The 21,449-nt window shown below is 64.7% G+C and carries 20 protein-coding genes, 1 tRNA gene and 1 pseudogene; 11 read left to right on the forward strand and 11 right to left on the reverse strand.

The window, feature by feature from the left end; all coding sequences use genetic code 11:
- Positions 1-71: 71 nt before the first annotated feature.
- Together Q322_RS0101105 and ffh are read right to left on the reverse strand one after the other, a co-directional pair.
- Positions 72-147 (reverse strand) — tRNA-Lys (locus tag Q322_RS0101105).
- Positions 148-253: 106 nt separating this feature from the next.
- A complete protein-coding gene (ffh, locus tag Q322_RS0101110; protein WP_029475091.1) occupies positions 254-1,606 on the reverse strand; it encodes a signal recognition particle protein in 1,353 nt (450 codons plus the stop codon).
- 87 nt (positions 1,607-1,693) lie between these two features.
- Between ffh and Q322_RS0101115 the strand changes: the two genes are divergently transcribed.
- Complete coding sequence (locus Q322_RS0101115) at positions 1,694-1,981, forward strand: nucleoside triphosphate pyrophosphohydrolase (protein ID WP_029475093.1); 288 nt, start codon at positions 1,694-1,696, stop codon at positions 1,979-1,981.
- Here Q322_RS0101115 and Q322_RS0101120 read toward each other — a convergent pair.
- Positions 1,974-2,846, reverse strand: coding sequence for an EamA family transporter (locus Q322_RS0101120; RefSeq protein WP_029475096.1), 873 nt, complete (start codon positions 2,844-2,846; stop codon positions 1,974-1,976). The genes Q322_RS0101115 and Q322_RS0101120 overlap by 8 nt on opposite strands.
- A 94-nt stretch (positions 2,847-2,940) precedes the next feature.
- On the opposite strand from Q322_RS0101120, the gene Q322_RS0101125 reads away from it, so the two are divergent.
- The 7 genes and pseudogenes from Q322_RS0101125 to Q322_RS0101155 all read left to right on the forward strand — a co-directional run bounded on the left by Q322_RS0101125 (position 2,941) and on the right by Q322_RS0101155 (position 7,796).
- Positions 2,941-4,119, forward strand: coding sequence for an acetyl-CoA C-acetyltransferase (locus Q322_RS0101125; protein ID WP_029475098.1), 1,179 nt, complete (start codon positions 2,941-2,943; stop codon positions 4,117-4,119).
- Positions 4,120-4,203: 84 nt separating this feature from the next.
- A complete protein-coding gene (locus tag Q322_RS0101130) occupies positions 4,204-4,512 on the forward strand; it encodes a YciI family protein (protein WP_029475100.1) in 309 nt (102 codons plus the stop codon).
- A gap of 92 nt (positions 4,513-4,604) precedes the next feature.
- A pseudogene (locus tag Q322_RS24925) lies at positions 4,605-5,027 on the forward strand (WapI family immunity protein); the annotation flags it as partial.
- Positions 4,954-5,790 carry a 3-hydroxyacyl-CoA dehydrogenase family protein gene (locus Q322_RS0101140; protein ID WP_029475102.1) on the forward strand — a complete coding sequence of 279 codons (837 nt, stop codon included), beginning with the start codon at positions 4,954-4,956 and terminating at the stop codon, positions 5,788-5,790. The pseudogene Q322_RS24925 and the gene Q322_RS0101140, both read left to right, overlap by 74 nt.
- 96 nt (positions 5,791-5,886) lie before the next feature.
- Positions 5,887-6,138 (forward strand): hypothetical protein, encoded by a 252-nt coding sequence (locus tag Q322_RS0101145; protein ID WP_029475104.1) that lies wholly within the window; start codon positions 5,887-5,889, stop codon positions 6,136-6,138.
- A gap of 108 nt (positions 6,139-6,246) precedes the next feature.
- Positions 6,247-6,999, forward strand: a complete 753-nt coding sequence (locus Q322_RS0101150; RefSeq protein ID WP_029475106.1) for a tryptophan-rich sensory protein — start codon at positions 6,247-6,249, stop codon at positions 6,997-6,999.
- 47 nt (positions 7,000-7,046) lie between these two features.
- Entirely contained in the window at positions 7,047-7,796 is a 750-nt protein-coding gene (locus tag Q322_RS0101155) for a hypothetical protein (protein ID WP_029475108.1), read from the forward strand.
- Positions 7,797-7,877: 81 nt separating this feature from the next.
- Here the strand turns inward: Q322_RS0101155 and Q322_RS0101160 are convergent, their stop codons facing one another.
- The 5 genes from Q322_RS0101160 to Q322_RS0101180 form a co-directional block, all read right to left on the reverse strand.
- Positions 7,878-8,876, reverse strand: a complete 999-nt coding sequence (locus Q322_RS0101160; protein ID WP_029475110.1) for an ABC transporter permease — start codon at positions 8,874-8,876, stop codon at positions 7,878-7,880.
- A 16-nt stretch (positions 8,877-8,892) separates the two neighbouring features.
- Positions 8,893-9,921, reverse strand: coding sequence for an ABC transporter permease (locus Q322_RS0101165; RefSeq protein ID WP_029475112.1), 1,029 nt, complete (start codon positions 9,919-9,921; stop codon positions 8,893-8,895).
- Between the two features lie 361 nt (positions 9,922-10,282).
- A complete protein-coding gene (locus Q322_RS0101170) occupies positions 10,283-11,866 on the reverse strand; it encodes an ABC transporter substrate-binding protein (protein ID WP_029475115.1) in 1,584 nt (527 codons plus the stop codon).
- Between the two features lie 154 nt (positions 11,867-12,020).
- Positions 12,021-14,051, reverse strand: a complete 2,031-nt coding sequence (locus Q322_RS0101175; RefSeq protein WP_084147693.1) for a beta-N-acetylhexosaminidase — start codon at positions 14,049-14,051, stop codon at positions 12,021-12,023.
- Between the two features lie 264 nt (positions 14,052-14,315).
- Positions 14,316-15,569, reverse strand: coding sequence for an ABC transporter substrate-binding protein (locus Q322_RS0101180; protein WP_029475119.1), 1,254 nt, complete (start codon positions 15,567-15,569; stop codon positions 14,316-14,318).
- Between the two features lie 169 nt (positions 15,570-15,738).
- Between Q322_RS0101180 and nagZ the strand changes: the two genes are divergently transcribed.
- A complete protein-coding gene (gene nagZ / locus Q322_RS0101185) occupies positions 15,739-17,214 on the forward strand; it encodes a beta-N-acetylhexosaminidase (protein WP_029475121.1) in 1,476 nt (491 codons plus the stop codon).
- 177 nt (positions 17,215-17,391) lie between these two features.
- Here nagZ and Q322_RS0101190 read toward each other — a convergent pair whose 3' ends face one another.
- Positions 17,392-18,273: a DegV family protein gene (locus Q322_RS0101190; protein WP_029475123.1), complete on the reverse strand. Its 882-nt coding sequence runs from the start codon at positions 18,271-18,273 to the stop codon at positions 17,392-17,394.
- Entirely contained in the window at positions 18,270-19,154 is an 885-nt protein-coding gene (locus tag Q322_RS0101195; protein WP_029475125.1) for an NAD(P)-dependent oxidoreductase, read from the reverse strand. Before Q322_RS0101195 ends, Q322_RS0101190 begins: the two co-directional genes overlap by 4 nt.
- Positions 19,155-19,308: 154 nt before the next feature.
- On the opposite strand from Q322_RS0101195, the gene Q322_RS24335 reads away from it, so the two are divergent.
- Both Q322_RS24335 and Q322_RS0101205 read left to right on the forward strand, forming a co-directional pair.
- The gene (locus Q322_RS24335) at positions 19,309-20,331 is read left to right on the forward strand and encodes a hypothetical protein (RefSeq protein ID WP_029475126.1); all 1,023 of its coding nucleotides are present in this window, start codon (positions 19,309-19,311) and stop codon (positions 20,329-20,331) included.
- The gene (locus Q322_RS0101205; protein ID WP_034417225.1) at positions 20,331-20,876 is read left to right on the forward strand and encodes a GNAT family N-acetyltransferase; all 546 of its coding nucleotides are present in this window, start codon (positions 20,331-20,333) and stop codon (positions 20,874-20,876) included. Before Q322_RS24335 ends, Q322_RS0101205 begins: the two co-directional genes overlap by 1 nt.
- Positions 20,877-21,026: 150 nt before the next feature.
- On the opposite strand, the gene Q322_RS0101210 is transcribed toward Q322_RS0101205, so the two are convergent.
- Positions 21,027-21,449 (reverse strand): hypothetical protein, encoded by a 423-nt coding sequence (locus tag Q322_RS0101210; RefSeq protein WP_029475130.1) that lies wholly within the window; start codon positions 21,447-21,449, stop codon positions 21,027-21,029.

Genomic DNA, 21,449 nt, shown 5'->3' on the forward strand with positions numbered 1-21,449 from the left:
ACGCCGGGGGATATGGGCCAGACAGCGGGCCGGGGGGAACTGCGAAGACCCGCGCTAGGCGGGCCTTTCTTTGGTGGATCGCCTCGGACTTGAACCGAGAACCCGCTGATTAAAAGTCAGCTGCTCTACCGATTGAGCTAACGATCCGGGAGCCGCGCCCACAACGGGGCGATTCGCAGCGGGGATGAGTATACGGAGGGCGGCCTGAAGTGTCAATGTCAGGCTGTCAATGTCAGGCCGCCCTCCCGTGGCCTCAGCGCCGGATATTGGGTGGCAGGTTGGGCAGGCGCGGCGGTTTGCCCCCCGGCCCCTTGCCGCCGGGACCCTTGCCCCCCATGCGCCCCAGCATCTTCATCATGTCCTTCATCTGCTCGTGCATCTTCAGCAGCTTGTTGATGTCCTGCACGCTGTGGCCGCTGCCCGCCGCGATGCGCTTGCGCCGCCGCCCGTCGATCACCTTGGGGTTGCGCCGCTCTTTCAGGGTCATGCTGGAGATCATGGCGTCGATGCGCTGAATCTGCTTCTCGTCCACATTGAAGCCCTCGGGCAGCGCGCGGCTCATGCCGGGGATCAGCTTCAGGAGGTCACCCAGCGGCCCCATCTTGCGAATCTGGCGGAGCTGGGTCAGCAGGTCTTCGAGGTCAAAATCGCCGGGCTTCTTGACTTCCATCGCCTTGATATCCGCCAGCTCGGCGCGTTCGATCAGCCCCAGCACGTCGCCCATGCCCAGGATACGCCCGGCCACGCGGTCCGGGTGAAAGGCGTCCAGACCCGAGATCTTCTCGCTGGTCCCGGCGAAGTAGATCGGCTTGCCCGTCACGCTGCGCGCAGATAAGGCTGCCCCGCCGCGCGCGTCGCCGTCCATCTTGGTGATGATCAGCCCCGAGACCTGCACCCGCGTGTCAAAGGTCTGCGCCACGTTCAGCGCCTCCTGCCCGGTCATGGCGTCCACCACCAGCATCGTCTCGGTGGGTTGCATGGCGGTTTGCAGGTCCGCCAGTTGGTCCATCAGGGTTTCGTCGATCTGCAACCGGCCCGCTGTGTCCACGATCACCAGATCGCGGAAGTCGGTTTTGAGGTGTTCATCCACGCGGCGGCGGGTTTCGGCAGGGGTTTCGCCGTCGGCCACCTTCAGCACCGGCACGCCCACCTGATTGGCCAGCACCTCGAGCTGGTCACGCGCCGCCGGGCGCTGGGTGTCGGCGGCCACCAGCAGCACGCGGCGGCCCTTGTTCTTGTAGTGCAGGGCCAGTTTGCCGGTGCTGGTGGTCTTGCCCGCGCCCTGGAGGCCCACCATGAACCACACGTTGCCCTCGGTCTTCAGCTCGGGCTGGATGGATTTGCCGCCCAGCGTCTCGATCAATTCGTCGTGGACCAGCTTCACCACGGTCTGCCCGGAGTTGAGGCTGCCCGAGACCTCCTGGCCCACCGCCTTCTCGGAGACTTTGGCCACGAACTCCTTGGCGACGCCGAAATTCACGTCGGCTTCCAGCAATGCCATCCGAATCTCGCGCATGGCGGCCTTGACCTGCGCCTCGGTCAGTTGGCGCTCCTTGCCCACACGGTCCAGGATGTCCTGCAACTTGTTGCCCAGCGACTCAAACATGTGGGCAAATTACCACGCCGGGGCGGGCGGTTTCAGTGAGGTGAGAGGGAACCCAGATGCGGACTTGCTGCTCGTTATTCTTGCCTTATGGGCAAACTCGTGCGTGACCGCATTCCAGTTCTCTTCGGCGGCACATCCCGCCCCCTGAACCCGGCTGAATTTCGCGCTGCTCTCCGCGCCAAACTGGGGGAGGAGGTGGCCGAGTATCTGGAAACTGGTGAGGTGCTGGAACTGGCCGATGTGCTGGAAGTCGTGTACGCGCTGGCGGAACTGGACGGCGTGAGCAGGGGAGAATTGGAAGACTTGCGCGTAAGGAAGGCTGAAGAGAGAGGAGCTTTTGCGGCCCGGTTGTGGTGGGACCCGCCCTCTACCTGAATCCCACCAGCGCCGTGCTCAGGCAGGCCAGCGCCACCCCGGCCCACTGCACGCCGCCCAGACGCTCGCGGTTCAGGACCAGGGCCAGCAGTGTGGTCAGCACGATGGACATGCTGCCCAGCACGGTCACGATGCTGTCCTCGCCGCGCCCCAGGCCCAGCGCCGTGAACAGGATCGCCCCGGTGGACAGCAGGCCGGACCATCCGGCGTATTTCAGCGCTCCTGGCCCGTCGGCACGAGGCAATCCAGCGTGGCGCTGTTGCCACACGCTCAGGGTCAGGAAGGTCAGCGCCAGGGTACACAGGCGCAGGGTCCACGTCGCCTGTACGCCGCCCACACGGGGCGTCAGACCATAGCCGATGACGAAGAAACACGCGCCCAGGGTGACGGCGGCGAAGACGGCCCACCACGCCCCCTGAATCTGGGCAGGGGTGGACTGAAAGCCTTCCGTCTTTTGCGGCAGAGACACCAGCACTACCGCCACTAGCACCCCCAGCAGGCCCAGGCCGGTCAGCAGGCTCAGGCGTTCGCCACTCAGCCACGCCAGCGCGGTGGTCACGGCCCCGTAACTGCCCATGATCGGGGCCACCACCGCCAGTTGCCCCAGCCCCAGCGACTGGTAAAAAGCCAGGCCGCCCGCCGTCATCAGCGTGGACGCGCCCAGCGCCCAGGCCCACGCCACCGCGTCGGTGGGAAAGAGGGGTTGCCGCGTCAGCAGCAGGTAGATCAGCAATGCCGCCACGCCGAAGCCCTGTGCCGCGAAGGACGCCCGCATGGCCCCCATCCGCCGCGAGGCCGGTTGCGCCAGATAGTCCGCAAAACCCCACGCCAGCGCCGCCAGCAGTCCCAGGGCCACGCCGCTCATGGATTGATCAGGTCCACAGTCACGGGCAGAGGATAGCGGGCATTGCTCCCTTCAACCTAACGCCCGTTAGGCTGGCCGCGCTATCCTGCAAGGCATGAGCAAAGCAGTGATCGTGGCGGCGTCGCGCACGCCGACGGGCAAGTTTTTGGGGGCGCTGGAAAGCGTCAGCGCCGTGGAACTGGGCAGCATCACCCTGGCCGAGACGCTGCGGCGTGCGGGCCTCCCGGCGGACGTGGTGGAAGAGGTCATCATGGGTCAGGTGGTCCAGGCAGGCTGCGGACAGAATCCGGCGCGGCACGCGGCCCTCAAGGCGGGGCTGAGCAACGAAGTCGGCGCGCTGACCATCAACAAGGTCTGCGGCAGCGGTCTCAAAGCCGTGATTCTGGCCGCCCAGAGCATCCGCGCGGGCGATCAAAGCGCAGTGCTGGCGGGTGGCATGGAATCCATGAGCAACGCGCCGCACCTGCTGCCGGGGGCCAGAAAGGGCTACCGCCTGGGCCACGCGCAGGTGCTGGACGCCAACACCCACGACGGGTTGTGGTGTTCAATCAACGACGAGGGCATGGGCCTGACCGGCGAGCGCGTGGCCGACAAGTACGGCATTGGCCGTGAGGCCCAGGACGCCTTCGCCACCCGCAGCCACCAGCGGGCCATTGCCGCGCAAGAGGCTGGGCGCTTCAAGGATGAAATCGTCCCCGTGACCGTCAAGGGCCGCAAGGGTGACACGGTAGTGAACACCGACGAGGGACCGCGCTCCGACACCAGCCCCGAAACCCTGGCCCGCCTGAAACCCGCCTTCAAGAAAGACGGCTCGGTGACGGCTGGAAACGCGCCCGGCCTGAACGACGCCGCCGCCAGCCTGCTGATCATGTCGGAGGAAGCCGCCGCTACCCACGGCCTGACCCCCCTGGCCGAGATCGTGGACTACGCGACCGGCGGCCTGGCCCCCGAGTGGGTCATGATGACCCCCGTGCCCGCCACCAACAAGCTGCTGCAAAAGCTGGGCTGGAGTGCTGATGACGTGGACCTGTGGGAACTGAACGAGGCCTTCAGCGTCCAGAGCATTGCCGTCATGAATGAACTGGGCCTGAATCCCGATAAGGTCAATGTCAACGGCGGCGCGGTGGCGCTGGGCCACCCGATTGGCGCGTCCGGCGCACGGATTCTGGTCACGCTGCTGCACGCCATGAAGCAGCAGGACAGGGAAACCGGGGTTGCTACGCTGTGCATGGGCGGGGGCAATGGGCTGGCGCTCGCCGTTCGGCGGGTCTAACCGCTTAAGGTCAAACCATCTAACCGCTGTCATGAGTCCTTTGGCGGTTAGACCGTTTGACGGTTAGACGGTTAGACTTTCCCCATGCCTACCCTCTGGATCATTGAAAGCCGCTACACCAGGTCCGGCGACGAGCTGGCCGCCGTCACGCCCCGGCACCGCCAGTGGCTGGACCAGCATTACCGCTCCGGCGTGTTCCTGACCTCCGGGCGCAAGCTGGACAGCACGGGCGGCGTGCTGGTGGCGCTGGCCGACAGTGAGGAGCAACTCCGCGACATCTTCAAGGACGATCCCTTCGTGCTGGAAAACTGCTCGGAGTACACCTTCACGCCGTTTACGCCCGTCAAGCGCGGGCGGGCGCTGGAGCTTGAGGGTGTAGCGCTGGTGGAGTGATGGATGATGCCCACTTCACGCTTGGCCCGCTGCAATTAGGCGTCCACAACTATCAATTTCAGGATGCCACTGAATACTAGGATGCAAATTGGTTAAGCGTTTCCGCTGAGGTTAATCTTCCTGGTCAAGCCTGGGTTCGGGCTGATGGGCCATTTCTGATGACCGCAGAGCTGGCCCGGTTTCGTGACGAATTGCAAATGTTGTACGACAACCTTGATGCAGAGGCCGGACTCTGGACGATTGAGCCTGAACTCAAGGTTCGCCTGGAGGGTAAGGGAACAGGAGCCATTGTTGCGGAGGTTGAGATTACCCTAGATCATAAGACACAGGAACATCGCTTCTACGTGGAACTGGATCAATCTTATCTTCCATTGGCGATAACTCAATTCAATCCTCAGACAGTTTCCCGTGCGGGGACACCCCAATTAAGGAGAACCACAAATGAAATTCGGAGTCATCGGAGCAGGACAGATGGGCGGCGGCATCGCGCAGGTCGCCGCGCAGAGTGGATTTGACGTGATCGTGCAGGACGTGCAGCAGGGGTATCTGGACCGGGGCCGGGCCGTGATTGAAAAGAGCCTTGCCAAGCTGCACGAGAAGGGGAGGCTGGAAACAGCGCTCGTAGAAATCCTGGGCCGCATCCAGTTCACCACGCATTTGCAGGACTTTGCCGACTGCGACCTTGTCGTGGAGGCCATCGTGGAGAACCAGGCGGTCAAGAATGCCCTGTTTGAACAGTTGGGGCAAGTAGTCAAGCCTTCGGGCATTCTCGCCAGCAACACCAGCTCCATTCCCATCACGGCGCTGGCCTCGGCTTCGGGACGTCCGGAACGGTTTATCGGGATGCACTTCATGAATCCGGTGCCGCTGATGGCGCTGGTGGAAGTGATTCGCGGTTACGCCACCAGCGACGAGACGGCGCAGTTCGTCACCGAAACCGCCGAGCGGATGGGCAAGACGCCGCTGACCTGCAACGACTTTCCCGGCTTCGTGTCGAACCGTATTTTGATGCCCATGCTCAACGAGGCCATTCAGTGCGTCATGGAGGGCGTGGCCAAGCCGGAAGCCATCGACGGCATTATGAAACTGGGCATGAACCACCCGATGGGGCCGCTGACGCTGGCGGATTTCATTGGACTGGACACCTGCCTGAGCATCATGGATGTGCTGCACGCCGGCCTGGGAGACGACAAATACCGCCCCTCGCCACTGCTGCGGAAGATGGTGCAGGCCGGACTGCTGGGACGTAAGAGCGGGGAAGGCTTTTATAAGTACTGAACCGAAGAATGACTTGCCATTCTGCCCTGTCCGTATCTTAAGACCTGATCATTTTGGCGGATGTCATGGTCATGTCCCCCGGCCTATGCTGAGGCCATGAACGTCACCCGTCACTTCAGTGACACGCGGACGGACCAGGGCCGCGTGCGCTTCCTGCTGGCCGCTGGCCGCGTCTGCCTGATGGCGGAGGGGCCGGGCTGGACACACCGCAGCGCCCATGACACCCTGGCGGAGGCTGCGACTTTCCTGGCCGTCCTGCCAGGTTTGTGCGGCGAGCTGTACCGTCAGGCGCTCGATGATCTGGAGCGTCAGGTGGAGTTCGGGCGGGGGTATCCAGGCGCGGCGTAGAGCCGGACAGACCAACTCTCAGTGCTTCATCCGTCATCCATGATCCGTCAGCTATGATCCGTCATCTATGCGACGGACGTTCTGTTTTGCACCCCGTATGATTGGGGCATGACTGGAATTGCACGGCAAGTGACGCTGGTGCTGGCCACCGTGCTGACACTGGTGATGAATTACCTCAGCAACGCGCTGCCGCTGTTCGGCAATTCCAATGGCCAGATCAGCGACTCGCTGCCGAATGCCTTCACGCCCGCCGGGTTGACCTTCGCGGTGTGGGGGCCGATTTTTTTAGGGCTGACGGTGTTTGCGGTGTATCAGGCATTGCCGGCCCAGCGCGGCCCCCGCCATGACCGCCTGTTCTGGCCTTTCCTGCTGGGCAACCTGTTGAACGTGGCGTGGCTGTTCGCCTTCCAGAGCCTCAACTTTGGCCTGAGCGTGGTGATCATGCTGCTGCTGCTGGTCAGCCTGATCTCGCTGTACCTGACCGTGCGCGGCCTGCAACCCATGAGCGGCGAGTTCTGGGCGCTCCAGGTGCCTGCCAGCCTGTACCTGGGCTGGATCAGCGTGGCGACGATGGCGAACATCACGGCTTTTCTGGTCAGCCTGGGCATTACGGGCGGCGTGCTGGGCATCGGCGCGCAACTGTGGTCCGCGCTGCTGGTGGTCATCGCGGGCCTGGTGGGCACCTTCTTCCTGCTGCGCTTCCGCGACTACGCCTTCGCCGCCGTGCTGCTGTGGGCCTTTTTGGGAGTGTACCTCGCCCGCCCGGATACGCTGCTGGTGGCTGTGGGCGTTGTTGCCGGAGCCGTGCTGGTGGTCTTGGCTGGCCTGCGCGCCATGCGTCAGGGGCGAATGGCGCTGTAGAGCGTGTTTAGCGGTTGGACCTTCATTCCGTTGCTACACTGCCCACAATGCAAGCGTCCGACACACCCCTGGCCCTGATCGGTTACCCTGGCCCTGCCGCCCGCGCCCTGCGGGAACTGGGGTTGGTGGCACTGGCCACGCCCACCGAACACCTGAAAGAAGTCATGGACGCCTGCATGACCCTGGGCTTCAGCGGCGCGCTGGTCCACCCCAGCCAGGAATCCTGCGCCCTGGACGCCACGCAGGCCGACGCCACCGCGCGGCGCGTGGGCCGGGTAGACGCGGTGGCTTTCTCGGCGGGCGCGCACGGCACCTTCGCCCTGGCCGACGCCCTGGGCGACATGCTGGAGGCCAGCGGCTACGCCTCGCGCGGGGCTAGCGCCGTGCTGCTGGGCACCGATATGCACGATCTGGCGCTGGCGCTGCCCCTGAGCCGTCTGGGCTTCTCGGCGGTGGGCGTGGCGGCGGCCAACACCCCGGATGCCGAGCGGGCGGCGCGTGACCTTCCGGCGGGCGTGCGCGCCTTTCCCCTCAGCCGCCAGGATTCGGCGCTGATGGGGCTGGCCGAGCGGGCGGATTTGCTGGTCCTTACCGGGGGGCACTTCCCGGCGGGCCTGGCGCAGCCGTACCACACCGTCGTGGACCTGACCGGACAGCTCGCCGCCGCGCCGGGCGGGGCCACCCTGCTGGACCTGAGCGCCCTGCCCGCCCGTCGCCTGGCCCGCCAACTGGCCCACGCCACCGGCCAGCGCTTCCACCCCGAGGAATTGATGGGCGTGGTGGCTGCGCTGACCTAACAAAATCCCTCTCCGCAGGGGAGAGGGGGGGCGCTTTAGCAGTGGGGGTGGGGCACAGACCTGCTTGCAGAGGGGTCTTGACTACGCACTGCGCGGGTCCAGCACATCCCGCAGGCCGTCGCCCAGCAGGTTGAAGCCCAGCACCGTCAGGAAGATGGCGAGGCCGGGAAAAATCATCGTCCAGGGGTAATCCACGTAATACGAGCGCGAATCGCTGATCATCGTGCCCCATTCGGGAAGCGGCGGTTGCGCGCCAATGCCCAGGAAGCCCAGCGCGGCCACCTCAATGGTGGCGGTGGCGATGCTCAGCGCGCCCTGCACGATCAGCGGCGAGAGGCTGTTGGGCAGCACGTGCTTGAAGATCATGCGCCACTGCGACGCACCCAGCGCCCCGGCGGCCTGCACGAACTCGCGCTCGCGCACACTCAGGACCACGCTGCGCGCCAGCCGCAGATACACCGGCACCTGCACCAGCGACACCGCCAGCATGGCCGTGACCAGTTGCGGACTGTTCAGCGCGAATAATCGGTCCATCGCGGCGATCAGTATGGGCGGATTGTCCACGCTGAAGATGCTGGCAAAACCGATGGCCAGCAGAATGCTTGGAAAGGCCAGCATCACGTCGCTCAGGTAGCCCAGCACGTTATCCAGCCAGCCGCCGAAATACCCGGCCAGCACGCCCAGCAGCGAGCCGATCACCAGCGCCAGAATGGTGGACACCACGCCTACCTTGAGGGAAATGCGGGTGCCGTGCAGCACGCGTGCGAATACGTCGCGGCCCAGGTTATCGGTCCCGAACGGCGCGGCCCACAGGTTGGTCTTGCCCGTCACCGCATCCGTATAAGTCTCTTTCGCCTCCGGGTTCCACAGCGCCGTGATGCTGGGGGGCTTGAGGTTCAGGCGGTAATTGCGGTCCGTGGTGGGATCGTAAGGCCGCAACACCTGTGCGAATACGGCCAGCAGGATGAAGATGATCACGACGATGCCGCCGACCTTGCCCGGCGTGCTCTTGCGGAAGCGCCGCCAGAAGATGCTCTCGGACTTCCTGGCCGGGGTGGTGGAGGGTGTGGTGGTGGTCATAGAATTCCCCTCCTGGTTACCCGTACTGAATCCGGGGATCGAGGGCCGCGTAACTGAGATCGACGAGCAGGTTGACCACGCTGACCACCAGCGCCGCGAAGATCACGCCGCCCTGGATGATCGGGTAGTCGCGCTGCGCGATGGCCTCGTAGATCCACGAGCCGATGCCCGGCCACGAGAAGATGGTCTCGGTCAGGACCGCGCCGCCCAGCAGTGCGCCCGCTTGCAGGCCGATCACCGTGACCACCGGAAGCAGCGCGTTTCTCAGCGCATGCTTGATGGTCACGGCGTTGGCGGCCAGACCCTTGGCGCGGGCGGTCCGCACGTAGTCCTGCCCCAGCACATCCAACAGGCTGCTGCGCGTGATGCGCGAGATGATCGCCAGCGGAATGCTGCCCAGCGCGATGGCCGGGAGGATCAGGTGTTTCAGGGCGTCCCAGAATGCGCCGCCGTTGCCCCGCAGCACCGAGTCGATCAGGTAGAAGCCGGTGATCGGCTGGATGGTGTACTCGTAGCCCAGGCGGGCGCTGGGGGGCAGCCAGCCCAGCTTGACGGCAAAGAAATATGACAGCAGCAGCCCCAGCCAGAACACCGGCATGCTCACGCCCACCAGGCTGATGCCGGTGGCCAGGTTGTCCCAGCCGGTGTTGCGGCGCAGCGCGGCCAGGATTCCGGCGGGCATGCCCACCACCAGCGCGAACAGCAGCGCGGCAATGCTCAGCTCGGCGGTGGCCGGAAAGCGCGAGGACAGCTCATCGCGCACCGGGATGTTGCTCTTGAGGCCGCTGCCCAGATCGCCCTGCACCAGCGCCGCGATGTACTTGGGATACTGCGCGTCCAGCGGGTTGGCCGGGTTAAAGAACCACGGCTTGTTCAGCCCCAGTTGCTCGCGCAGGGCCGCCGCCGCCGCCGGAGTGGCGCGCTCGCCCAGCATGGCGACGGCAGGATCGCCGGGAATCGAGCGCACGAATACGAACACCACCAGACTGATGCCCAGCATGACCAGCAGGGTCCGCACGATGCGGCGGATCAGGTAACTGCCCAAAGCAGACCTCCTTGGTTTCGCGGCAGGGGCAAAACCGGAATGAAGACGGGAAGGTGAGGGCAGGATCACTAGGCCGGAGTTTGTGGCGTGCGGGCAGTCTATGCCGCCTCTGGTGTTGTGACCTCCAGACGGTTAGACCTTTAAGGCATTTTTCCGAATTACGTCAGCGGGAAAAAAGACTCCCAATACTTCTATTCTTTCCTACGGAGCTGTGCCAGTCCCAAACACTCAGCAAAACTCACTCACTTTGTTTGGTCAAAGGTCAAGAACTCTTTTGACAAATGCTCTTGACGTCCGGCAACAAGGGGAAGGGCAGACCTCCACACGGAAATCTGCCCCTCCCAGGTGCGGCTCAGGCCTCTTACTTCTTGCCCGAGATGTCGATGGTGTTGAAGGCCTCGCTGCCCAGGGGGCTGGGGACCCAGCCCTTGACATAGGTGCGGGCGGCGGCCAGCGGCTGGCTGTGGACCACCGGCACGCGGTAGGCGGCGTCGTAGGTCATCTGGTGAATCTGGGCGTAGACCTTGGCCTTGGCGGCCTGGGTGGTCGCGGCGCGGCCCTGCTCCAGCAGTTTCTGGAGTTCGGGGGGATTCCAACTGATGTCGCTGCTGCCGTTCTCGCCGTAGTACGCGCCGTAGAAGTTGTCCGGGTCGCCGTAATCGCCGGTCCAGCCGATCATGTACATGTCGAAGCCGGGTTCGGCGTTGCGGTCTTGCAGATACTTGGCCCAGTCCTCGGTCTTGAGGGTCACCTTGATCCCAATGGCGCTCAGGTCTGCGGCAATCGCCTCGGCAATCGGCTTGGGGTTGGGGAAGTACGGGCGGCTGACCGGCATGTACCACAGGTCAATCGCCACGCTGTTCGCGCCCGAGTAACCGGCGTCGGCTAGCATCTTCTTGGCCGCTGCCGGGTCAAACTTGTAGTCGGCAGGCACCTTGCTGCTGTTGCCCCAGGCCAGGACGGGCGGCACGAAGCTGGCGTTGCTGACACCCAGACCGTTCCAGAAGGCGTCCACGATGGCCTTTTTATTGATCGCCATACTGATCGCCTGCCTCACCTTCTGGTCTTTGAGGTACTTGTTGTTGTTGTTCATGCTGACAAAGCCCACGTTGAAGCTGGGGCGTCTGACCGCCGTCAGGTTCTTGTCGCTTTCCACGCTCTTGAGGCTGTCGGGCGTCAGGTCGTTGGCGAAGTCGATGGTCCCGGCCTTCAGCTCGTTCAGGCGCTGCGAGGCGTCTTTAATGCTGCGGATGATCAGGCCGTCCACCTTGGGCTTGGCCCCCCAGTAGGTCTTGTTGGGCGTCAGGGTCACGCGGTCCCCGGTGGTCCAGCTCTGGAAAATAAAGGGGCCGGTGCCGACGGCCTTGCTGGCGGGCGTGCCGTACTTCGCGCCGTCTTTCTTGATGGCGGCGGGACTGGCGATGCCGAAGTAGCCGGCGGCCAGCACGTTGGGCAGTACGCTGCTGGGCTTGTTCAGGTCCACCCGCACGGTCAGGTTATCCACCTTCACGATGTTCTTGATCACGGCGGTGGGATCGCCCTTGAAGCCGCCGAGCAGGTCACCGATGATCTCGAAGGTGCGGCCCTGGTCGCGGAAGCCGTAGGGATCCGCCTTGTCCCACCAGCGGCGCAGGTTGAACACGATGGCGTCGGCGTTCATGGCCGTGCCGTCGTGGAACTTGACATTCGGGCGCAGCTTGAAAGTCCAGGCGGTGGCGTTAGCATTGCTGCTCCACGACGTGGCCAGGCCGGGGACCAGATCGGTGGTGCCGTCCTTGAAATCGATCAGCGTGTCATAGATCTGGCGCTGCACCAGAATGCTGATGCCGTCGGTGATGTTGCCCGACTCCAGGCTAACGGGTTCGCCGTTGCCGCCGAAGACCAGGGTGGCGGCGGAGGCGGCGGGAAGGGTGGCGAGCAGGGCGGTCAGGATCAATTTCTTCATGAAACCTCCGGGCCGTTCACCATGTGGGCGCTGTAGGGCGTCCTTTCAGGATGAGGGCAGTGAGAAAACGTAAACGTGCGCTCAGGGTAGGGGTGGGGGCGGGAGGTGTCAAGTTACTGGGTCACTGAAAATCTAAAAAACCCTGCCAGGCACTCTATTTCCCGCTGCCGATTAGCGTCAGCCCGATCAGCGTGGGGTTGGCGTTCTTGCCCTCGCTGACCAGCGTGACGCTCTTGATCACCACAGTGGGTTTGGGATTTTTCCACTCCAGCACGGGGACCGCCACCTCCAGCCCGTCTGCCGTCTGCCCCGCCCAGCCGGGAGCCGGGATCATAGATGTGGGCAGCGCGTCGGTCCACGCGCGGATGTGCCGCCCGTATTCCAGCGGCTGCGCCAGCTTGCTGCCGTCGGCGTACTCGATCTCGTAACGCCCGATGTTCTCGCGTGCCACGGCGGACGGCCAGCCGGTGGTGTGCAGGAAGGCGATGGCATCGGCCCTGCGCCCGATCTCGACAGAGGCGCGGGTGGGCAGACCACTGACCGCACCGCGCGTTCCCCTGAGCATCACCGCGCCGGAGATGTCAAATTTATATGCGCCGATCTGCTGGACGCCTGTTTTCAGGTTCCGCAGGTCAATATCCGGTCCCTTGCCAATCCAGCCCTTCTCGTCGTCGTCCGTCAGGCTGCGCGTTGCCAGCGGTTTCAGGCTAACGGTTGCGCCCGCCGTCCCCCTGTATGCCACAGGTGCGTAGAAATCACGGTAAAGCGCCTCGGCGTTCGTCATGGGCCTGGCCTCCGGGTTCCAGAATGCGCCCGCCGCCCGCACGTAGGCCACGCCCTGCTGCGCCTGTCCGTCCCAGATGCTGGGATTGCCAAAATATCCGGTCCAGCGCGTCTGGATCATGCCCAGCGCCCCGGCTTTCACTGCTGCGTCCGCCAGCCCGTCCGCATTGCCCTCCTCATTCCAGGACGCGCCCAGCACCGGAAAGCCCAGCCCGGCGATCTGCCCAAGGATGGGATAGTCGTTGCCCGGCGCGTAATTCCAGTACGCCACCTGAATATCCTTGGGCAATTTGGCGGGCAGGCTGGCAATCACCGAATCCGAGAACGCGGAGTCGTGCCAGATCATGGTGTTCACGCCCAGCGATTTGAGGTAATCGTGAATCTTGACGGTGTCGTCCACAAACAGCTTCTCGAAGCCCGCCGTCTTGCCATTGGCCCGTGCCGGGAAGCGGTCCCGGTTCCTCACCTCGTCGTGCCCGATATGGATGGTTTTTGCGCCGAACACTTCCGCCGCCTCCCCCAAAATGGGGAAGAGGACGCGGCTGTACGTCGCCGGGTTCAATGTGTCGTAGGCATAAGGATTCTGGCTGTCGGGGTCCTGATACAGGTCTTTATTCGCGCCGCCGTAGTACATCCACTGCACATGGCCCAGCGTCTCGATCAGCGGAATGACCTCCAGACCGTGTTCGCGGGCCAGCGCCGCCACCCGCCGCGCCTCGGCCTTGCTCGCGCCGCCAGGGTGCGCGTAGCCGCCCGCTCTGGCCGTGTCCCACTGTACGTAGTTGCTCATGACCAGTACCGCGTTGTATTTCAGCGCCGCCAGCATGGGAATCAGCGCGTCGTTCACGCCTTTGCTGTACTGGTCCAGGTAGATCATCGCCACCCGTTCCTTCAGCGCGGGTGCGTCGCTGATCTTGGCGAAGCGCACTCCCGCAGGCGTCAGCAGTTGCCGCAGAGTCTGTGCGCCCTCGTAAGCGCCCCTTACGTCGGCCCCCACGATGTACGCGCCGCCCGCATCGACCCACAGCGCGTAGCCCTCGGCAGCGGTGGTACTCAGGCCCGCCGCTTTAGCTTTCGCCGCCAGATCGGCATCGGCCAGCGTCCCGATCACGATGGCTGGCCCACTCGCTTTGGCATCTGGCAATTCCGCTCCCAGCCGCGTTTTCCACTCGGCCCGCAGGTCACGGGCGGCCCAGCCCAGTTCGGGGGCCTTGCCCACCGTGCGGATGCCCATACCCGCCAGTGCCAGCGTCCCGGCGGGAAACTCCGCTCGCTTTGGCTGCGGCACGAGCTGGGTGGAAGGAATCTGGGCGCGGGCGTCGGGGATGGGGGTGATCTGAGCGGGGGCGGCGTGGGCGATGGCCAGGGCGAGGAGACTCAGGGTTAGGAAGGTTCTGGGCATGGGGACGTCCTTTGGAAGATTGGAGGTTAAGTTGGTGGATGGGTGCCACGTTCTCAGCCCTCCGCCCCTCCGGGGCACCTCCCCTCAGAAGGGAGGTAAGAGTTACGGAATTGCCCTATCAACAGCGCTTCTAGGCTCTCTTTCAGGAGAAAAAAGATGCGAAGCAGACTCAGGGCTTCGCCTTCCAACTCACTGCTCGATCTTTTCTAAAAAAGCCGGGAGCATCCGGGCCACCCCGAACACCCCCGTTTGCCTGCATTCCGCTCAGAGGCTGGCGTTCCAGGCTTTCACGATGTCGTCCAGCGCGGCCTTGACCGTCTTCTGTCCGGCCATCGCCGATTCGATGTTGTCCTTGAAGACCTTGTTCAGCTTGCTGGCGTCGGGGTAGTTCAGGGTCAGGTCCTTGGCCTTTTTCAGCTCGGTGCTGGCCACCAGTTTGCCCTGATCGGTGGCCGAGTCGCCGCCCTGTTTGAAGAACTTGTCGGTGCTGGACTTGACCGTGCTGGGGAAGGTGGTCTTGGTGACCCGGCTGAACTGCAACTGGTTGGCGTCGTTGGTCAGGAACAGTGCCAGCTTCTGCGCCAGCGCCTTGTCCTTGGTCCCCTTGGGAACCGTGAAGCCCATCAGCGGCGTGTGGATCACGTTGCCCGCAATGTTGATCGGGTAGGGCGCAACTTTAGTCAGGTTGTAAATCGCCTTGTTGTCGTTCTCCACGCGGATGATGAACTGCGGCCCGGTGATCAGCATGCCCAGCTTGCCCGACGAGTACAGCTCGGTGGCCGCCGCATAGCCCCGGCGCATGGTGTCTTCCGGGATATAGCCCGCCTTGAACAGATCGACGTACTGCTGCACCAGCTTGATGTGTTCGGGGCTGTTGAACACGGCCTTGTTGCCACTCCTGTCCAGCACCGGCAGGCCCGCCTCCTGAAACAGGTACAGCATGTTGATGCCGCCGATGTTGGGCATGAAGCCGTAATTGCCGGTCTTGTCCTTGATCGTTTTGGCGGCGGCGATGATGGTCTGCAACGTGCGCGGCGGATTGTTGGGGTCCAGCCCGGCCTTTTTAAAGATGTCGGTGTTGTAGGCCACGACTTTGGGTGCCCAGTACCACGGCACGCCCATCACCTTGCCGTCGAAGGTAAACGTATTCAGCGGCGACTCGAAGTACAGCTTCTTGGCCGCCGCGTCCAGCGTCAACGGTTCCAGTGCGCCCTGCTGCACCAGCTTCACTGCCATGTCCGACGACAGGTTGACGGCGGCGGGCGGGCGGCCCGAGGCGACGGCGGCCAGCAATTTCTGCTCCATCGCGTTGCTGGGCACGTCCACCCATTTCAGCGACACGTTCGGGTTTTCCTTCTCGAACTGCGCCACCAGCCGGTTCATCTCATCGTTAAACAGTGGGGCCAGGCTGATGGTCCAGAACTCCAACTGGGTTTTCTGGGCGCTGGCTACCGTGGCAGAAGTGGCGGCGAGCAGGGCGGCGGTCAGCAGGGCGGAACGTGCGGGCAGTTTTTTCATCGGGACAACTCCTGAGTGGGAAAAGGAAACGGGACGAGAGACGGGATCACAGACTGGATTGGAAATTGATTGCCGAGAATCTAGCGCCCCGCCCCTGCCCTTGCCTGAGAAATTGTCTGCTTTCCTCATCTGCGCCTCGCCCGCCTTCCCGCGCGTTACCCTGCTCCCCATGACTGCTCAACCGCTGCCCGGCGCGTTCGCGATGGTGGATGTTCCCGGCCCCGCGCTGGATGCCGATACTGCCGCCCATCTCAAAAAATACGGCGTCCACAGCGTGTGCCTGTTCGGCAAGAACATCGAGTCGGCGGGGCAGTTGCGCCAGTTGTGTGCCGACTTGCGGGAGGTACTCGGCGAGGACGCCTTGATTGCCCTGGATCACGAGGGCGGCGCGATCCTGCGCCCCGATTTCTGGCCCTTTGCTCCCAGTGCCATGAGTTTGGGCGCGGCAGACGACGTGACCCTGACGCAGGAGGTTTCGGCGGCCCTAGGCCGTCAGCTCCGCAGCGTGGGCATCAACTGGAACTTCGCCCCGGTGCTGGATGTCAATGTCAGTCCGGCCAATCCGGTGATCGGCGAGCGGGCGTACGGCGCGGACCCGGCCCCCGTCACCCGGCACGGGCGGGCAGCGCTGGCGGGGTTCGCGGCGGCGGGGCTGGCCGCCTGCGTCAAGCACTTTCCGGGGCATGGCGACACGCGCATAGACAGCCATCTGGCCCTGCCGCGCGTGGACAGATCCCGCCCCGAACTGGAGGCCACCGAGTTTGCCCCCTTCCGTGAGCTGCTGCCCGCCACGCCCGCCGTCATGACCGCCCATATCGTTTACCCCGCGCTCGACGACATTCACCCGGCCACCCTTTCCCGCCGGATTCTGACCGGGTTGCTGCGGCAGGAATGGGGCTATCGCGGCGTGACCGTCACCGACAGCATGGGCATGCGGGCCATCGACGACCACTATGGACGCGGCGAGGCCGGGGTGCTGGCGCTGGAAGCCGGGGCCGATCTGGTGATGGCCCTGGGCCGGCGCGAGGCGCAGGCAACCACGCTGGAGGCCATCAGCTCGGCTCTGGAAAGCCGTTTGAATCGCCGGGAAATGGAGGCCAGCCTGGAGCGGTTGCATGCGCTGGCCCAGCAGTACCCGGCGGGGGCGGACGTCTCCTTGAATCCGCAGGACGATGCAGACCTCTTCCGCCGTGCCTGGACGCGGGGCTTGACGGCCTACCGCCATCCCGTGGCCCCCAAACCCGGCTCCCACATCACCCTGATCGCCCACCGCCAGCCCGTGCGCGAGACCGTCAGTGAGGCGGGGGCAGATGCCGAAACGCTGGCGCGCGAGCTGGGGCAGGTGTACGGGGTCAGGCTCATGCCCTTTGAGACGCCGGATCAGATCGACTGGAGCGCCGCCCGCGCCGCTGGCAATCCGGTGATCCTGGCCACCACGGCCCGCCACCGCCACCCGGCATTGATCGGCGTGCAACCGGACCTTCACATCGCGCTGTACAACCCCTATGCCGTGCTGGACGTGGACGCCCCCGCGCTGCTGGCCTACGGCTTTCACCCTGAAGCCCGCGCCGCCGTGCTGGCCTGGCTCCGGGACGAGGTGGAGGCGACGGGGAAATTGCCGTTTGGTCAGGGTTGGACTGGATGACTCATACGGATTCCGTTTGTTTCGTGCATGAATCGGGACAGCGCCGATTCATCCACTCCACGTCCGGAACCCGTTTTTCTCCTTCCCGCTGTCTTGTCCAGAGCAGCGCCCATGAGGACGCTTGGACGCCCCCTCGGATTTCCAGGTGTTTCCAACACCTTCCAATCGGAGTCCGTATCACTGGGATTCCCGCTCCCAGGGCCATTTTCCAGGTGCCGCCGCTACCCCCAGCGCCCGCGGCCCGGTGTGGACATTCAGCACCGGATTGATGCCCACCGCGCCAGACCAGACGATGGGATGGCGACTCTTGAGCTGTTCCAGCAGGGCGTCGGTGTCCTCGCGCACGCTGCCGTATAGCAGGCCCAGGCGCAGCGGCGTGCCCTCGCCGAACTGGCGGGTGACCTGCTGGCCCACCGCCTCGATGCCGCCCTTGTAACTGCGGGCGCGGCCCACGTTGGTGTACGCGCCCGTCGCCCGGTCCACGGTGATCACCGGCTTCAGGTTCAGCAGCCCGCCCAGCGTGGCCTGCACCCGCCCGATGCGTCCGCCCCGGCGCAGGTATTCCAGCGTCTCGATGGTGAAATACAGCTCGGTTTCGGCCTGCACGGCGCGGACCCATTCCAGGGCAGTGTCCAGCGACTCGCCACGCAGCGCGGCGGTCTGCGCGGCATGGACCTGGAACGCCTGCGCCGCGCTGAGCGTGCCAGAGTCGTGCAGGCGCACATCTACCCCTTCCACCACGCTCTTGGCCTGGTCTGCGGCGTTGCGGCTGCCGCTCAGGCCCGCGCTGATGGTCACGGCCAGGACCTGCGGCGCGCTGGCCCCACGGATGGCATCGGCCCATTCCTGCGGCGTCGGCTGGCTGCTGGTGGGGTGCTGGGGATTGGTTTCCAGTTCCTTGAAGAGATCGGCGCGAGAAATCTCGTCGGTGCGGAAGCTCTTGTCCCCGAAATTGACGGAGAACGGCGCGACGGGAACCGCGTTGTTCAGCCCCTCGAAGGCGTCCAGCCCTCCATCGGTGGCGACGGCGAAGTGCTGCTTTTTATCTTGCTGTGTCATCTGATCTCCTGTGCGTTCATCTGCTCCACCAGTTTCAGCAGGGCGGTGTGGTCCTCGTGCGGGCCGACGAGCTGGGACGCGGCGCGGGTCAGGGCGGCCACCTGCGCCAGCACGGGGGCGCTGCTCCCCACCGCACGCACCACGTCCAGCGCGATGTCGGCGTCCTTTGCCAGCAGCCCCAGTCCGAAGGTAGGCGGAAAGGCGCGGGTCAGCACGCGGCTGGGGATCAGGTTCTCGGTGGCGTTGCTGCGCCCGCTGCTGGCGTTGATGACGTCCAGCGCCGCGCTCAGGTCCACCCCGCCCTTGCCCAGCGCTGCCAGTCCCTCGCCCGCCGCCCACAGGTTCACGGCCAGCAGCGCGTTGTTGACCGCCTTGACCGCAAAACCCGCGCCGGTATCGCCCACATGCACCGCCTTGCCCGCAAAGGCCAGTTCGCCGCGTACCGCTCGCACCTCGTCCGCCGGGCCGCCCAGCATCACGGTCAGGGTGCTTGCCTCCGCGCCGCTCACGCCGCCGCTGACCGGGGCGTCCAGAAATTTGACGCCGCGCTTTAGCAGCCGCGCCCGTTGAAGCTGCGCCGCGTCCGGGTGCCCGCTGGTGCAGTCCACCCAGAACGTGCTGGGGTTTATGTGGGCTTCCAGTTGCCCGATGACCTCGTCCACATCCGCGCTGGTGGGCAGGCAGGTCAAAATCAACTGTGCCCCGCCGACTTCTTCCAGCGTTGCCGCCTGCGTGCCGTACCCGGCGGCGTGCGCCTGCGCCTTCTCTGCATGGCGGTTCCAGACCAGCACTCGGCCCCCGGTTGTGGCGGCGCGGCGGGCCAGGGCGGCGGCCATCGGCACGCCCATCGCGCCCAGGCCCAGAAATGCGGCAGTCTTCATCCTCTACAGGCTAGAGGGAATCGTCGGGGCAGTGGCTGAAATTGAACGCGGTGCAATCTTTAGAGGCGGGGCTGAGGCAGTGTTTGCCCCCTCCCTTCCCATTCTTTCTCCTGCTCAGAGCGGTAGGATGGGGCATGACGGCGGAGCAAATCTAATGGAGGCGGTGGCCTGGATCGTGCATCCGGCGGCGGGCCTGGCGCTGGCCCTGTTCGTCTCGGTGCTGTTTTCTGGGCGCGGGCGACAGTGGGAGGCGGTGGCCTTCGCGTCCGCCCTGCTGTTGCTGCTGGCCGTGCTGGGAGCCGACTGGGACGTGCATCCGGCGGCGGGGATGCTGCTGTACTATTTCGGCAGCGCGGCGTACGGCACCTGGCAGAGGCGCTGGCCCGCGCTGCTGGCGGCGCTGGGCGCGTCGGTCCTGTTCATGCTGGCGGGCGCGGGCTGGATGATCTATCCGCTGGCGGTGATGGTCATGATCTGGCTGTTCACCGCCGCCTTCTCGTTCGTCGGACGTGGAAACAGGTCTCCCGGTGGCTCAACGCCACCCGCTGCGTTGCCCGAACACGCCGGGGGATTCTCCTTCACCCGTCACTGGCCCAGTCAAAAGGGAAGAGAGAAAGTTCCGGCAGCGCAGGCGCAGAGCAAAGTTCCTCTCTCCAAAACGGCTGCCGCGAGTGATCCCTACACCGACTGGATGCGCGACAGCCGCCTGCCCGGCGAGGCCCGCGCGCAACTGGTGGCCCTGAACCTGCGGACGAGAGAGGCGCTGACACACCTGTGCGGGCTGGGGCAGCAGGGGAGTGAGGCCCAGTATTCCGAAGCCCAGTATTCCGAAGCCCAGTATTCCGAAGCCCAGTATTCCGAAGCCCAGTATTCCGAAGCCCAGTATTCCGAAGCCCAGTACCTGGCCCGCGCCATCCGCGAGGAATACGTGCCCACCGCCGTCAATTCTTACCTGAAGCTGCCCCGCACGCGGGCTGACACTGATCCCATCGAAGGCGGCAAGACGGGCCGCGATCTGCTGCGCGAACAGCTCGATCTGCTGCTGGACGCCGTGCAGAGCATCATCGACACTTCCCTGAAGGCAGGCGGGCGCGAGATGCTAACCCACCAGCGCTTTCTGGAAGACCGCTTTGGCAAATCGGCAGAGGCCAGGCAAGCGGACGATCTCAAAGTCTGATGCTGTCCGTCGTTCGCCCCGCCACCCGCGCCGATGTTCCCGCCACGCTGGAGATTTACAACCACGCCGTGCTGCACACCACCGCCTCGTATGATCTGGCACCCGCCTCGTTGGAAACCCGTGTGGCATGGTTTGACCACAAGCAGGAGGCAGGCTGGCCGGTCCTCGTTCTGGAGCAGGCGGGAGAAGTGGTGGGCTGGGCCACCTACGGCCCCTTCCGCAAGAAGCCCGGTTACGCGGGCACGGTGGAACACAGCGTCTACATTCGCGTAGGTCTGCGGGGCGCGGGTCTGGGAAGGTCACTGCTGACCGCGCTGATCGCGGATGCTACGGCCAGGGGTTTTCACGTCATGGTGGGCGGCGTGGACGCTGAGAATGCGGGCAGCCTGGCGTTTCACGAACGGCTGGGTTTTGTGCAGGTGGCCCATTTCCGGCAGGTGGGCCGCAAGTTCGGGCGCTGGCTGGATCTGGCCTTCCTGCAACTGACGCTAAACGAGGACGTGGGGGAGGGCGGATCATACGGATTCCGTTTGTTGCGTGGATGAATCGGGACAGCGCCGATTCATCCACTCCACGTCCGGAACCCGTTTTTCTTCTGCTCGCTGTCTTGTCCAGAGCAGCGCCCATGAGGACGCTTGGACGCCCCCTCGGATTTCCAGGTGTTTCCAACACCTTCCAATCGGAGTCCGTATCAGTCAGCGGATGAACCACACGATCAGGCGGGTGGCCTGCCCGGCGTCCTCCAGCGCCCGCGCAAAGGCGTCCCAGGCGTTGATCCGCTCCCTCAGTTCCGGCGCGGCGTGGGGCCGCATCCGCGCCAGATCGGGCCGGGTCAGACAGGTGTGCCCGGTAATGTCGCCGTCCTCGAACAGCAGATCGGCGCTGACCAGGGTGCTGAGTTGCGGGGGGTGCAGGCGGTCCGCCACATCCGAGACCCCCAGCAGTTCCAGCAATTCGTCAGCATTGGCAACGATGAAACGGGCCTCAGCCTGCCAGGGGCTGGGCTGCTCGGGCGTCAGCAGTCCTCCGGCCCGCAATGAAATACGCGCCGATGACGGCGAATCCTGCGGCGTCTCGGCTGGACTGCTCTCACAGATGACGACGGCCAGCGCCAGCAT

It is taken from the genome of Deinococcus frigens DSM 12807, from assembly GCF_000701425.1.
GTDB lineage: Bacteria > Deinococcota > Deinococci > Deinococcales > Deinococcaceae > Deinococcus > Deinococcus frigens.

What these genes read in the sequence shown, in the direction of transcription:
- ffh (WP_029475091.1), bottom strand. Translation starts at nt 1,606, where the DNA reads ATGTTTGAGTCGCTGGGCAACAAGTTGCAGGACATCCTGGACCGTGTG.
- Q322_RS0101115 (WP_029475093.1), top strand. Translation starts at nt 1,694, where the DNA reads ATGGGCAAACTCGTGCGTGACCGCATTCCAGTTCTCTTCGGCGGCACA.
- Q322_RS0101120 (WP_029475096.1), bottom strand. Translation starts at nt 2,846, where the DNA reads ATGAGCGGCGTGGCCCTGGGACTGCTGGCGGCGCTGGCGTGGGGTTTT.
- Q322_RS0101125 (WP_029475098.1), top strand. Translation starts at nt 2,941, where the DNA reads ATGAGCAAAGCAGTGATCGTGGCGGCGTCGCGCACGCCGACGGGCAAG.
- Q322_RS0101130 (WP_029475100.1), top strand. Translation starts at nt 4,204, where the DNA reads ATGCCTACCCTCTGGATCATTGAAAGCCGCTACACCAGGTCCGGCGAC.
- Q322_RS0101140 (WP_029475102.1), top strand. Translation starts at nt 4,954, where the DNA reads ATGAAATTCGGAGTCATCGGAGCAGGACAGATGGGCGGCGGCATCGCG.
- Q322_RS0101145 (WP_029475104.1), top strand. Translation starts at nt 5,887, where the DNA reads ATGAACGTCACCCGTCACTTCAGTGACACGCGGACGGACCAGGGCCGC.
- Q322_RS0101150 (WP_029475106.1), top strand. Translation starts at nt 6,247, where the DNA reads ATGACTGGAATTGCACGGCAAGTGACGCTGGTGCTGGCCACCGTGCTG.
- Q322_RS0101155 (WP_029475108.1), top strand. Translation starts at nt 7,047, where the DNA reads ATGCAAGCGTCCGACACACCCCTGGCCCTGATCGGTTACCCTGGCCCT.
- Q322_RS0101160 (WP_029475110.1), bottom strand. Translation starts at nt 8,876, where the DNA reads ATGACCACCACCACACCCTCCACCACCCCGGCCAGGAAGTCCGAGAGC.
- Q322_RS0101170 (WP_029475115.1), bottom strand. Translation starts at nt 11,866, where the DNA reads ATGAAGAAATTGATCCTGACCGCCCTGCTCGCCACCCTTCCCGCCGCC.
- Q322_RS0101175 (WP_084147693.1), bottom strand. Translation starts at nt 14,051, where the DNA reads ATGCCCAGAACCTTCCTAACCCTGAGTCTCCTCGCCCTGGCCATCGCC.
- Q322_RS0101180 (WP_029475119.1), bottom strand. Translation starts at nt 15,569, where the DNA reads ATGAAAAAACTGCCCGCACGTTCCGCCCTGCTGACCGCCGCCCTGCTC.
- nagZ (WP_029475121.1), top strand. Translation starts at nt 15,739, where the DNA reads ATGACTGCTCAACCGCTGCCCGGCGCGTTCGCGATGGTGGATGTTCCC.
- Q322_RS0101190 (WP_029475123.1), bottom strand. Translation starts at nt 18,273, where the DNA reads ATGACACAGCAAGATAAAAAGCAGCACTTCGCCGTCGCCACCGATGGA.
- Q322_RS0101195 (WP_029475125.1), bottom strand. Translation starts at nt 19,154, where the DNA reads ATGAAGACTGCCGCATTTCTGGGCCTGGGCGCGATGGGCGTGCCGATG.
- Q322_RS24335 (WP_029475126.1), top strand. Translation starts at nt 19,309, where the DNA reads ATGGAGGCGGTGGCCTGGATCGTGCATCCGGCGGCGGGCCTGGCGCTG.
- Q322_RS0101205 (WP_034417225.1), top strand. Translation starts at nt 20,331, where the DNA reads ATGCTGTCCGTCGTTCGCCCCGCCACCCGCGCCGATGTTCCCGCCACG.
- Q322_RS0101210 (WP_029475130.1), bottom strand. Translation starts at nt 21,449, where the DNA reads ATGCTGGCGCTGGCCGTCGTCATCTGTGAGAGCAGTCCAGCCGAGACG.